This is a genomic window from Paenibacillus sp. VT-400 (assembly GCF_001029205.1).
Taxonomy (GTDB): Bacteria; Bacillota; Bacilli; order Paenibacillales; family Paenibacillaceae; genus Paenibacillus; species Paenibacillus amylolyticus.
Genome location: NZ_LELF01000038.1, coordinates 199,226 through 213,341 on the forward strand (window position 1 = coordinate 199,226; position 14,116 = coordinate 213,341).

10 protein-coding genes are annotated in these 14,116 nt (G+C 43.7%); all 10 read right to left on the reverse strand.

All coding sequences use genetic code 11. The features are described from left to right. Positions 1–29: 29 nt before the first annotated feature. The gene (gene pstB / locus EL84_RS00985) at positions 30–785 is read right to left on the reverse strand and encodes a phosphate ABC transporter ATP-binding protein PstB (protein WP_036616781.1); all 756 of its coding nucleotides are present in this window, start codon (positions 783–785) and stop codon (positions 30–32) included. 12 nt (positions 786–797) lie between these two features. Continuing rightward, entirely contained in the window at positions 798–1,685 is an 888-nt protein-coding gene (gene pstA / locus EL84_RS00990) for a phosphate ABC transporter permease PstA (protein ID WP_026081329.1), read from the reverse strand. A gap of 2 nt (positions 1,686–1,687) precedes the next feature. Continuing rightward, the gene (pstC, locus tag EL84_RS00995) at positions 1,688–2,623 is read right to left on the reverse strand and encodes a phosphate ABC transporter permease subunit PstC (protein ID WP_017690972.1); all 936 of its coding nucleotides are present in this window, start codon (positions 2,621–2,623) and stop codon (positions 1,688–1,690) included. A 115-nt stretch (positions 2,624–2,738) separates the two neighbouring features. Further along, complete coding sequence (locus tag EL84_RS01000) at positions 2,739–3,665, reverse strand: phosphate ABC transporter substrate-binding protein PstS family protein (protein WP_047840352.1); 927 nt, start codon at positions 3,663–3,665, stop codon at positions 2,739–2,741. A gap of 504 nt (positions 3,666–4,169) precedes the next feature. Beyond that, a complete protein-coding gene (locus EL84_RS01005; RefSeq protein ID WP_047840353.1) occupies positions 4,170–6,095 on the reverse strand; it encodes a PTS fructose transporter subunit IIABC in 1,926 nt (641 codons plus the stop codon). A 15-nt stretch (positions 6,096–6,110) separates the two neighbouring features. Further along, positions 6,111–6,989: a ketose-bisphosphate aldolase gene (locus tag EL84_RS01010; protein ID WP_036616777.1), complete on the reverse strand. Its 879-nt coding sequence runs from the start codon at positions 6,987–6,989 to the stop codon at positions 6,111–6,113. A 17-nt stretch (positions 6,990–7,006) separates the two neighbouring features. Beyond that, positions 7,007–8,872 (reverse strand): BglG family transcription antiterminator, encoded by a 1,866-nt coding sequence (locus EL84_RS01015; protein WP_047840354.1) that lies wholly within the window; start codon positions 8,870–8,872, stop codon positions 7,007–7,009. Between the two features lie 299 nt (positions 8,873–9,171). Next, positions 9,172–10,464: an arsenic transporter gene (locus EL84_RS01020; protein ID WP_047840355.1), complete on the reverse strand. Its 1,293-nt coding sequence runs from the start codon at positions 10,462–10,464 to the stop codon at positions 9,172–9,174. Positions 10,465–10,650: 186 nt separating this feature from the next. Beyond that, a complete protein-coding gene (locus tag EL84_RS01025) occupies positions 10,651–12,738 on the reverse strand; it encodes a methyl-accepting chemotaxis protein (protein WP_053061339.1) in 2,088 nt (695 codons plus the stop codon). Positions 12,739–12,908: 170 nt separating this feature from the next. Next, positions 12,909–13,970, reverse strand: coding sequence for an EAL domain-containing protein (locus EL84_RS01030; RefSeq protein ID WP_047840356.1), 1,062 nt, complete (start codon positions 13,968–13,970; stop codon positions 12,909–12,911). Positions 13,971–14,116: the final 146 nt, after the last annotated feature.

The window sequence follows — 14,116 nt, forward strand, 5'->3', positions numbered from 1 at the left end:
ATTACTCTATGTTACACTCCATGATCCAATTAACCGAAACGACCCATAATGTATTCTTGCGTCAGACGATTGTCCGGGTTCGTGAAAATATGCTCTGTATCCCCGTGCTCAATCATGCTTCCCAGATAGAAATAAGCTGTATAATCCGAGATGCGTGCCGCCTGCTGCATGTTATGGGTAACAATAACAATCCGCAGCTCCTTCTTGAGCTCGGTAATCAACTCTTCAACTTTACCCGTAGATACCGGGTCAAGTGCAGATGCCGGCTCATCGAGCAGCAGAATCTGTGGTTCAACAGACAAAGCGCGAGCGATACATAGGCGCTGCTGTTGTCCGCCAGAGAGAGACAGAGCTGACTCATGCAGTCTGTCTTTCACTTCGTCCCAGAGCGCAGCACGGCGCAAGCTTTTTTCCACAATTTCATCCAGTGCCTTCTTACTCTTCGTACCACGGTAGCGGGGGCCAAACGCGATATTGTTGTAGATGGACTTATGAAAAGGATTTGGCTTCTGCCACACCATGCCAATCTTCTGGCGAAGCTTGATTACATCGGTTCCAGGCTCATTCAGATCGTTACCGTCCATCCAGATATGTCCCTCTGTACGGGAACCGGCAATCTCGTCGTTCATCCGATTCAGCGACCGGAGGAACGTGGATTTACCGCAACCAGACGGCCCAATAAGAGCCGTTACGCTTGCTTCAGGAAACGTCAGGCTAATCTGCTTGACCGCCTGGAAATGTCCATAATATATGCTTAACTGTTCCGTACCAAAAGGTATGGCCATGTTGGTTCCTCCTTATTTCGAAGCTGTCATGCGGCGGAATACAACCCGACCGATCCAGCGTGCACTTAGATTGAACGCCAGCACGAGAATGACAAGCACGGCCGATGCCCCTGCTGCCACTTCTTTGGAATCTGGCCCAATACCTTCACTATTCACTTTCCAGATATGGACAGCAAGTGTCTCTGCCGGACGGAAAGGATTAAGCGGTGATCTTGGACTCGTCGGATTCCAATCTGTAAAGTCCAAAGGTGGACTACTCATACCTGCGGTGAACATCAGCGCAGCTGCTTCACCGAAGATCCGGCCCGATGCCAGGATCGTACCCGTGATCAAGCTCGGCAATGCCACAGGCAGTAGAATGGAAGTGATAATCTTCCACTTGGACAGTCCAAGCGCCAGACCTGCTTCCTTCTGTTCCTTCGGAACAGCCCGGAAGGCCTGCTCCGTTGTCCGTACCATTAGTGGCAAGTTAAAGATCGCCAGAGCCAAGGCACCCGAGATCAGGGAGAACCCAAGACCAAATTGATTTACTAGCAGCAAGAGACCAAACAAACCGATAACGATGGATGGGAATGATGACAATACTTCAACGACCAGACGAATGAAGCTGGTAATCTTGCCTGGTTTGGCGTATTCCGCCATGTAAATCCCGCCGCCCCATCCGAGTGGAATGGTAACAATCAAGGTCAGGACAAGCAAGAATACGGAGTTGAAGAGCTGTGGACCAATCCCGCCGCCACCCTTAAGCAACTGTGGTGCGCTCGTCAGGAAGTTCCAGCTAATATGCCCAATGCCTCTATACATGATGAATCCAAGCAGACCGAGCAATAGAATAACAATGAACAGGGCCAGTACAACGATAACGGATGTTGCAATTTTATCTACCGTCTTTGCCTTCATTTTCATACCCGGTTTCTCCTTTCAAGCAGGCGAACCAGAATGACGAAGACAAAGGTCATCACCAACAGGACAAGCGCCATACTCCACAGTGCATTGTTATGAACAGAACCCATCGTGGTGTTACCCATGCTGAGTGTAATTACACTTGTTAATGTTGAAGCTGATTCAAGCAAGGATGTTGGAACATGCGGTGCATTACCAATAACCATCTGCACAGCAAGTGCCTCACCAAAAGCACGGGCCATACCCAAAACGACACCTGTCAACAAAGCTGGCAAAGTTGTTGGAATAATGACACGGTAGATGGTTTGCCAGCGAGTGGCACCGAGTGCATAGGAGGATTCACGCAATCCTTTTGGCAACGCGGACAATGCATCTGCCATAATACTTGTTACCGTAGGAAGAATCATTACCGCGAGAACAAGACATCCGGCTGCAATCCCGACGCCTGTTCCACCAAAGATACTGCGAAGCAAAGGTACGATGACACTCAGACCGATAAATCCGTATACAACGGATGGAATTCCGGACAAGAGCTCAATCGCAGGCTGCAAGATCTTTTTGCCTTTACCCGGGACAATCTCTGTCATGAAGAGCGCTGCACACAGGCCAAGCGGACTTGCGATCAATGCTGCAAGCAAGGTTGTAATGAAAGAACCAGTGATGAACGGTAATGCCCCGTAGAACGCAGGTTCTCCGGTCGGATTCCACGTCTTTCCACCAAGGAATTCGCTGATGCTTATTCCATTTTGGAAAAATGTGGATAGTCCCTTGGACGCTACAAAATAAACAATGGAAAACATGACAACGATCAGGAAAACGACACAAATCGACGTATAGATCCGTCCCGTCCACTCTTCCCAATAATGTTTCTCTTTTAAGGGCCGGCGCGGTTTCAACTTGTTATTCATTACCGTTCCCCCTTCGGTCTGTTCCATAACAACCATCCTTCTATAGTAGAATTAATGCAAAATATGGGATTATTTTAGAGCAAACCGCGTAAAGAGGCGGGACCTAAGTCCGCCTCTTTCGCTGTATGCGCAAGTTCAAAGATTACTCAACCACATTACCTGCCGCATCGCGTTTTACTTTCATACCTGACATTGGAATGTATCCCAGTTCTGTCACGTCATTTTGTTGAATTTCGTCACTCAAGATGTAGTCCAGGAATGCTTGTGTTGCTGCATCTGGCTTACCTTTTGTGTACATGTGCTCGTAAGCCCACACTGGATAAGTTCCTGCTTCTACGTTCTCAACTGTTGCTTCTACACCTTCGTATTTCAACACTTGCAAGCTGTCATCCAAGTAAGACAAGGCGAGGTAACCAATAGCACCTGGCGTTTCAGATACCAATTTTTTTACGTTACCAGAAGAATCTTCTTGAATCGAACCTTGGATATCACCCATTTTTGCACCCAATGCATACTTCTCAAAAGTTGCACGAGTACCGGAACTGCTCGGACGGTTTACAATAACGATTGCTTTATCCGCGCCGCCAACGTCTTTCCAGTTTGTTACTTTACCGGAGAAGATGTCGACCAGTTGTTGCTTCGTCAAATCTTCTACACCTGCATCTTTGTTGCTAACTGGCGCCATAGCTACTACTGCTACTTGATGGTCAACCAGTTCTTTTACTTTGGCTTCGTCCTCCAGTTTCTCTTCTGCAAATACATCAGAGTTACCGATTGTAGCTTGTCCGTCAGATACTTGTGTCAAACCAGTACCACTACCGCCACCTTGAACTTGAACCGTTACGTTCTTATATTCATCAACTGCCATAAATTTCTGTCCAGCTTGTTCTACCAGAGGTAGCAATGCTGTCGATCCGACTGCCAGAATGTTACCGCTAAGCTCAGTAGCAGCTTCTCCTGATCCATTGCTTGCGGCACCCTCTGTACCAGCGTCATTTTTCGATCCGCATGCTGCGAGTACCAGTACGAACGTTAAGGTCATCAAAATAAACGGCAACTTTTTAAACATGTTTTGTTTTCCTCCCCCAATGTAGTGATGGCGTTTTGTGAATTTGTTTGTTCACCATCAACTCTTTACTCATTGTAGTTTCGGTATGTCATCTTAAAATCAGTGTTTTGTAAACGCAATGTTAAAAATATCGGCAGCATTTTGAAATATCTGGGATTTAATCTAGCGCTGAAGAGGTCGTTTCGGGAACGGACGTTGTTTTAATCCGTATTGTGTCCAGATTTCCATGAAAAAAATTTACTTATAGATATATTAAGTAAGCTGATACCCTGAGTGGCCGTTCCGGTTACGGATCGTTCTTCTGATCGCGGTTTCCCTGCGCTGTGTCAGCGCTCGTTGGATCTCAGGCATTTCAATCTCCTGCCTGGGAAGTAGGCAAAAAGGCCAACCCTATAAAAGGCTGGCCTTGTGTAAATACTTAATGTAGATATTGAATCAATCCGTTATATAGAACAAACAAAAACTGCCTCACAGTCAGTGCATGGCACCAGCTGGTTAGAGAATTTATGCAGATTTCATAGTTGTTAAGGCTTTTTTATCTGACGGGTCGCTTGAATTACTTTTTGGTTGATATACAGGTTTCTTTAACAATCCAATCATACAAGCTGTAATGATGGAACCAACTAAAATACAGACAATATACAATAATGGATTACTTGCCGCAATGGGAATAACAAAGATTCCACCGTGAGGAGCTTGTAACGAAATACCTAGAGCCATGCTCATTCCTCCACCAATCGCTGCACCTACAATATTGGATGGAATAACTCGCAAGGGATCATTTGCGGCAAAAGGAATCGCGGCTTCTGTAATAAACGACGCACCCATAATATAAGCGGCTTTGCCTGCATTACGTTCTTCGATTGAAAATTTATTCTTAAATAATGTTGTGGCTAATGCAATACCCAGTGGCGGAACCATACCTCCAACCATCAGAGCAGCAGAAGGTTCAAAGATTTGATTGGCGAACATTGCCAGTCCAAATGCAGATGCTGTTTTGTTAATCGGCCCTCCCATATCAGATGCCATCATTCCTGCCAGAAGTGCTCCTAATAAAATAGCATTAGAACCTGTTAAACCATTTAGCCAACCTTGTAACGACTCATTGATCCAAGCCATCGGACTGTTGATGACAAAATACATAATCAAGGCGGTTATAAATGAACCTACTAATGGCAAGATCAGCACAGGTGACAGGCTTTGCAGTGAGTCAGGAATGCCTTTGACTAATTTTTTCAGAGCTATGATCGTATAACCGGCGATAAATCCAGCCAGCATACCTCCCAAAAAGCCGGAACCTCCAATAGTCGCCAGCATACCTCCAATCATACCAGGTGCCAATCCTGGACGGTCAGCAATACTATACGCAATATACCCTGCTAATACAGGAACCATCAATGCAAAAGCAGCACTACCCCCTGCTGTACTTAAAAAAGCGGCGAAAGCATTATAGTCCGGGCTATTTGGGTCAGCCGCATGAATACCAAACATAAACGAAAGCGCAATCAATATACCGCCTGCCACTACAAAAGGAATCATAAAGGATACACCATTCATAATATGGCTGTATATTTTAGGCTGCTTTAAACGTGTTTTTTCTTTTGCTTCTTTAAGATTACTGTTGCCTTGATTCAAAACGACACCTTTTCCAGCAATCGCATCTTCAATTAACTCTTGTGCATGATGGACTCCATTTTTGACAGAGGTTTTGATCACTGGACGATCGCCAAAAACATCCATATCGACTTTGACATCTGCCGCCACAATAATACCATCAGCTTCAGCAATATCTTCAGGAGTCAATTGATTTCCAACACCTGTTGATCCATTGGTTTGCACTTTAATGTGTACACCGAGTTCCTTGGCCGCATTTTTCAATGCTTCCGCGGCCATAAACGTATGGGCAATTCCTGTAGGACAGCCTGTAACTCCAACCACTTTTTTTCCAGCATGCTTTTTAGGACGTTGAAGTGCCTGCGCATCTTGCTCTTCTGCCTGTTCAAATAAACGGACAATCTCTTCTTGATCTCGAGCAAGGATAAGTTTCGCTCTAAATAGTTCATCCATCAAAAAGGTCGAAATTTTGGATAATGTTTGCAAATGCTCTGATGAAGAGCTTTGATCGACTGCAATCATAAAAAATAAATTACATGATTCGGTACTATATTCAATACCGCTTAATGATCTGCCCATAATAATGGCAGGGGACTGCACTCCAGTAGACTTGGCATGTGGAATGGCTATTCCGAATCCCACTTCTGTAGGAACCTGTTCTTCACGTGCCCAGATATCTTTTTTAAATTGCTCAATATCGCTTAAATAGCCGTTATCGTTTAACTTTTGCGACAATTCATCTATTAATTCGGCTTTGGTCGTAGCGGTGACATCTAATATGATATTTTCTGGTTTTAAGACATTAGAAATCTTCATGATGGATCTCTCCTCTTAAATTTCTCCCAGTTTATAAAGGGATGCTTTACCCGTAGAACCGAACAGATCCATTTTTTTCTTCACCAGTTCTGTTGCCGCTTTGGTCGCCTCAGGCATCAGTTGATCCGGTTCATATGCTTTCGGATTTGCATCGAGTGTCGCTCTTAATTGGTTGTAGAATGCTCGCTTCATATCGGTTGATAAATTGATCTTCGCTATCCCATGCTTCACTGCTTCTCTAATCTCTTCATCAGGATTATCTGATCCACCATGCAGCACTAACGGAATTTTTACTTTTTCATGAATTTGTTTCAAACGATCGATTTTGATCGAATGATCTTTGGATTGAGGATAAATACCATGTGAAGTACCTACAGCGACAGCAAGTGTATCGATACCTGTTTGTTCTACAAAAATCGCCGCTTCTTCTGGATTCGTATACAGTATCTCGTCAGCCCCACCTTCCGAGCTGCCTTCATTACTCCCAATCGTACCTAGTTCACCTTCTACAGATACATCGACCAGATGAGCCAGTTCAACCGCTTCCTTGGTTGCCGCAATATTCTCCTCAAAAGGTAAATGAGATGCATCCATCATGACTGATGTATACCCATTGCGAATCGAACGCGTAATATCTTTGATCGTCGCTCCATGATCCAGATGAATAACAAACGGTACTTTGGACTTGGATGCCGCTTCTCGCACATAAGCTATAAACCCATCAGTGACTAGATCAATTTCATTCGGGTGAATCTGCATAATTGCAGGCGAATTCTGCTCCTCTGCGGCTGTAATGACCACTTTGACGAACTCGCTATTGGCTACATTAAATGATCCGACTGCAAATTTATTTTCATACGCTACTTTAAGTAAATCTTTCATATTAATTAACATTTGAATTCCTCCTAGATTTATTTGGAAGACCAGACTTCCAAAAATTCATCGTAATTGGTGATATGGAGTAGTTTTTCTGTCATATTGGTCTGTTTAAACACATCGTAAATTTCTTCGAAAAATTTGGTGTTATTCACCTTCTGATTTTTCGGCGGAATAAACAGAAAAATGATCTGCGCCATCTGATCACCCCATAGCATTTTCTGCTTATTAATCGCTACCAGTACACGTAGTTTTTTGTTATCTCCACAATCAAATGGATGGGGCATCGCGACCAAATTCCCAATATTGGTACTCGACATTTTTTCTCTTTCCACAATACTGGTATATAAATGCTGAATATCGCCTAGTTCTGTAAGTTTTTTTAACAAATCAATTGGATTGTCTTCATTTAGGAAAAAAACATCATCTGGTGATAAATAATATTTGAGTAGTCCACGATTTAACTGAATCGAAATATTCTTCATATCATCACTTGTAATCATTTCACTTACCAGAATGATATTTTGTACATTTAACTGCTGTTGTTCGGCAATCTCGCTCGTTGTGATAATCGTTTCAATTCCTTCGGGAAGAAGATGTATTTCATGATTAGCTAATAGACTATCGATTCTAATATTCGGAAAATAGAGATTAATCTTACGCTCCAATAGCTTGCCGACTAATAGATTTTTGCCATAAATAATTGCAATCCGTTTTCTGTTATCTTGAGAGTTCTCAATAATGCCCATAATGTGTAACGTCAAGTAACCGATTTCATTTTCGGGTATTTTGATATTTAAGCAAAATTGCAATTCTTTTGCCAACACAACTGCGACATTATAAGCATTGGTATATTCTGATTTTATTTGAGCAATAAAAGGATTTTCGACAGGGAAATAATACTTTAATGGGTATAATGATTTGGTAATATGAGCTAATAATCGATCAAGTAACCCTTGGTTTTTGTAGCTAATGAATCCATATTGCTCTCCAACTTTTTGGATCACTGATTTGATTTTTTGTTCCATTTCATTCACGTGTTCATGCCCGATTTCTTCATTCTTTTTAGGTAAGATCTGCAATGCGATTAGCAGGTAACCTAAATACTGATACTCATATTCATCAAAAGGGATATCCATTTCTGGAGCCAGACGGATCAGAATAGATTGGGCTATTTTTAATTCTTCAAAGCTTGTATGATCCAACCTCATATCCTGTTCAGTTATTTTTTGTGCAAGACTTACTCGTTTAAGACTGATCAAAACATTCACACAGATCGAGAATAATTCTTGAAAACTTAGCAATACATTATACTTGGCAACCTCTTCTTCAATACAAGCGTAGATAAAATGAATAGAAGATTCGTTGAACCAATCGCCAAAATAGTATTGCAGTGCTTCGTCTATCGGCATGTGTTTGAGACAATCGGTAGTGACTAGTTTTTTGAGCAAAATCCGTTTCTCAACTTCGCTTCCTTTAAGCCGGATACCTTGGAAGATAATCGCTTCAATTTCGATGTTCTGCTTTTCTGCTTGAATCGTTTGCAATAATTTTTGCACGTCTTTTCGGATCGTTTGAGTCGAAAAATAAAGCGTTCTAGCCAGATCCTCATACGTAATAAAATCAGTCTGCGATAACAGTGCTTTGATAATATGAAATGCTCTTTCTTCGTCATCATCTTCATTTTTATACAGGCTGGATAAATCCCCGACTAATTTGTATCCTTTGCGAGTATTGCCAATAATCATTGCTTTATCTAAATAATTTTCATTCATTTCTTTGATGTCATTGCGAATCGTTCTAGTCGTTACATCAAATAGATTAGCTAATTCGCTTCCACTCACAAAATCATGCTCAGATTGTTTTAAATGCTCTAATAGCTTAATGTAACGTTTTCTCATTTGGCTTTCCTCCTTACACACATACTAATGCAAGCGCTTTATATCCACCAAGCCTATACTCTTTCCTAATAGTTAGGAAGTGATCGTGTATTCGTTTATGATACCCACTTTTTTAAAATTCTAAGTTAGTATTCTATTTAAGAATCGTTTGGGAAGGAAAACAGAACAAAAAAAAACCAACCTTCTAAAAAGGTTGGTTTGTGTGTATAGTACCACTACATCCATAACAATAAGCGCGATCCCTACAAACACTAGGCCCTTAACGGTTTGTTCTGGTTCCAAATGTAATTACGATTGTACTAACCTAAAATCCAGAGCCACAACGCCAACCCGGCCAACGTGATCAAAAGTGTCGGGATCGTCAGGATGATACCTGCTTTGAAATAATACCCCCATGTGATCTTCACACCTTTACGGGACAACACATGCAGCCACAGCAATGTGGCAAGTGATCCAATTGGGGTCATTTTGGGACCCAGGTCGGAACCAATGACATTGGCATAGATCAATGCTTCCTGGATAATACCTTCGGTATGCGCGCCCTGGATGGCTAGCAGGTTAATCAACACGGTCGGCAGATTGTTCATCACCGATGATAATACAGCAGCGATAATGCCCATCCCGAGCGAAGCAGCCAGCAGACCATGCTCTGCTATGGCATCCAGCCAGCGGCTCAGATGATCCGTTAACCCTGCATTCCGCAGTCCATATACGACGATATACATGCCCACCGAGAACACCACAATCGACCATGGCGCTTCCTTAATTACCCGTTTCAGATCAACAGCCTCACTCTTGCGTGCCAACAAAGCGAACAGCAACGCAACAGAGCCAACGATAACCGACACGGGAATCGGCAGAAACTCACTAGATGCATAAGCCACGAGTAACAGCCCAAGCATGAACCAGGCGATTCGGAACATCCGTGGATCACGGATCGCTTCCTTCGGGTCACGTGCCGCGGAGATGTCGTAGCGAAGGGGTATGCTTTTGCGATAGAACAAAAACAACATCCCCGTACTCGCTACGATTGAGAACAGATTGGGCACAACCATGCGTACCGCATACTCCACAAATGTAATGCCAAAGAAATCGGCCGACACAATGTTAACCAGATTGCTAACGACCAGCGGTAACGACGTGGTATCGGCGATAAATCCACTCGCCATCACAAAAGCCAGCACCATGCGCTCATCAAACTTCAATGCACGCACCATTGCCAGCACAATTGGCGTCAGAATGAGCGCGGCACCGTCATTCGCGAACAAGGCAGACACCGCGGCTCCCAGCAGAATGGAGTAGAAGAACAGTCTGCGACCGTCTCCTCCAGCCAGCCTTGCCATATGAAGGGCAGCCCATTCGAAGAAACCCGTCTCGTCGAGAATGAGAGAAATCATAATAATGCCAACAAAGGCCAGCGTTGCATTCCATACAATGGATGCTACATCCGAGGCATCGTTTAAGCTGACAACTCCACATAGCAGGGCAAGCAATGCCCCACCAGAGGCAGTCCAACCGATACCCAATCCACGAGGTTGCCAGATCACCAAGGTGATCGTTACTACAAAAATCAGTATTGCTACGTATACCATAGAGCCTCCTGCTGTACCCTGTATCAATATATTATTTCGTTAATTCGATCTTATACTGTAAGATTACACCGCTCTATGCGCGGAATGACCAGACGATATATTTATACAGGGCAACAGGAATATTGTCTATCTTTATTTTCTTTTAATATAAAATGTGTGGTAAGTTATGGTGTTCAATGCCAGGAATTATTCTTTACCCTTATCCTTCGGTGTATCCTCCACCATCTTGAACATGCCAAGCAATCCTTGTAATTGTTCTGCCATGCTATTCAGGTGTGCCGAGGATGATGCAATCTCTTCTACCGATGCCAGTTGTTCTTGCGAAGATGCAGACACGGATTCTGTATTCGCAGCCGATTCCTGGGTCACATTCGAAATATCACTCATCGCCTTGGCAACGTGGGATGCACCACTCTCCAGTTGCTTCGTTGTTGCGGACAAGTCATCCAATGTATGAACAGCATCTTCCACCGCCTCCCGAATCTGAGCAAAGGATTGTCCTGACGTATTCACGGCCTGAATTCCTTCTCCTACCCGAGTCTGAGCCGCATTCATAGCGATTAGAGCGGCATCCATGTCCTGACGGATATTATGAACCACCTCACCGATCTGCGCTGCCGAACTTCCGGATTCTTCTGCCAGTTTACGTACCTCACCAGCTACAACTGCAAACCCACGACCCGCATCCCCCGCTCTTGCCGCTTCAATAGAAGCATTTAATGCGAGCAAGTTCGTTTGTTTGGAGATGGATGCAATGACGTCAACCATGCTACCAATCTCAACGGAACGTGCATTCAGAGATTGAACCACCGTCCCTAGCTGCTCCACCGTTTCCTGGATACTGTTCATCTGCTCCACAGCCTGTCCTGCTGCCTCATTCCCAGACGAAGCCGCTCCGGACGTATGCCGCATATTCGCCGTAATCGACTGCACACGCTCCGACATCATTCGAACATCTTCTGCCATTCGGCTCATCTGTCCCGATCCGTCTTTCACGCTGTTTACCTGCTGCTCTGCACCTTCAGCCAGTTCCTGAATGGCCAGTGTTGAATGTTCAATCGCTTTGGTAGTTTGTTCTGCACTGGCAGACAACTCTTGAGAAGAAGCAGATACCTGCTCTGTCGTTTCCTGTACGCCCAGAATCATCATCCGCAGGTTATCGACCATACGTTCAAAATACTTCGCCAGTTCTCCGACTTCATCTTTACGCCCTGTTTCCATTTTCACGGTCAAGTCACCTTTACTCACGGCTCTGGCAGATTCCTGCAGTCGTTTAATTGGACGCAGCATGGAGCGTGTAAACCAGATAATAAAGAGGAGTGTAAGGAACGTAGCCGCCAGAATAACAATAAATGTGGCCATGCGAATATCCTTACTTGCATTAGTTACTTCACTCTTGAGCATCGTGCCTGCAATTTTCCAGCCTGTTGCTTCATTTGTTGAAAAAATCATCATCTTCGGCTGATCGTTGAACACGTAATCGAATTGACCTTCTGGACCTTCATACATCTCATCCAGCAAGCCACTCGTTTCCGGCGTACCTGCATCTGCTACAGGGGATACGACATAGTTTTTGTTTGCATCCATAATAATGACGTAGCCTTCTTTGCCCACCTTAATGGATGTCTGCTCTTGCAGGTCTGTCAGGTCCAGAGATAAACCGATGACACCGGATTGATCCTTTAATGTTTTGGAGATAAACACAACTGCAACACCATCGGTATTAACAGATACAGCTGATACAACAGCTGTACCTGGCTTTTCCATCGCTAGTTTGTACCACTCCCGCTCCCTAGGGTCAAAAGCATCTCCCCGTGTGCTGCTCGCTGTTGGTTTACCTCGAACCATGACTCCGTCTGTTGTTCCTACAAAAATATTCATGGCATCGGGATGCAAGCCCAGATATTGCTCCAGCTTCAACTGAAGCTCGGGACTATCGTTCTCCCCTTTGATCAGCCTCGGATCAAGAGCATCCGCGAAATAGTTAATGTCATGAATCTTGTAATTCACTTGGCTTTCTACAATGGTATTGGCAGTGCTCACACTTTGCATGGCACTATCCACTAATTGTCCTTGTACGCCATCTTCAGCCATCGTTAGTGTGATTAAGCCGACTGCCAAGCTTGGCAGGAGTAGAACGGCCAGGAAGGAGACCAATAGTTTGTTCCTTATATTCCAGACAAAACCTTTCTTTTTCTTCTTTTTATTTTGACTATGTTTTGGTTTGGTAGGTTTCGCTGCTTTCATTGGTTTATTATCCTGAGTTTCACTCATGTCTTTCTCCCCCTCAAAATGTAAAAATGTCCTCTTTCTTTGTATGTATGGATCAATCTAAAAGGCTTATCTTATATATCGGCTAAATGAGGGTATTTATTTGAGAGAAAAATGTGCAGGCACGCCAAACAAGCCACCTCTGATCAGAAGCGACTTGTACAAGGTACAGGTTAATAATTATTCCATGAATTAGATGAAGTATTAGAGTAAGGACCGCCTGGAGGTTGCGCAGAGGGTTTACCAAAATAGTAGCCCTGTGCAAGCTCAATACCTATGGAACGACAGAATTCAAACTCTTCCATTCGTTCGATCCCCTCGGCAAGGACTTGCCCTCCAAATCGACTCGACATCTCAACAATATGAAGAATTTTCTCTTGTTTGGTCGAATCCTGATCACAACGGTCAATAAGACTTCGATCTATTTTGACAAAATCCGGTTCTAACCGATTCATCAACTCTATTGTCGAATATCCGGCACCCACATCATCCAGTGCAACCGACATTCCACGGGAACGATATACCTCAAATATTTGCTGCAAGATGGGCATATGCTGAATCTGCTCTGTTTCCACGACTTCAAACACAAAATCTTTAGGGTCCAGCGAAAGACGTTCAATCGCTTCAAACGTATGTGTCAGACAATATTCGGGATTGTATATGGAGGAAGGCAGGAAATTTACGAAGCGTTTGACACCATGCGGCAGAAAAAGAGCACTGGTCTCAATAGCAGTAATACGCGCCAATCGATCCAGAAAAGAATGTAGTCCGGTCTCACGCGCAACTTCAAATAATTCATAGGAACTGAAGGATTTTCCATTCTCAGCAGGACGAAGCAAAAACTCATATCCGATAATCTGCTCCGATGCATCAACGATGGGTTGCATATGACTGCTGAATTGATGCTCCAGAATAATGGAAACAAGCTCCGCATGTTTGAAACGAGACTCCTGCATAGTTAGACTAATCCAGCTTTCTTCATTAACCTGTTCGTAAATAGGCAGAATCTGAACGGTTAGGGAATCACGTAATGTCGGATCAATTTCGCCGATCTCTTTTATTAAATTCTGAACCGTCTCAAGATTCGAAAAATCCATCCACATCATGTCATCCGACGTCTCGATAAGTCTTCCCGGCGTTTGTAGCGCTTCCAGCAAAGCGGGGGAAATGGGACGCAAGTACAAGGTACCTTGGCCCTCTATAGGATAGATTGGACTGCAGCCACTGCAATTCATGTAGGACCCCCCTTGCCAATTTAGATTCCATGTCCATTAATGTTCACTTGTATATACCCAAAGTTTGTAAATATTATATCATGGGTCTTAAAATTAATCTCTACTGTTTTGATGACTTCCTGTATGACGGTTCTTGGAACAAATAT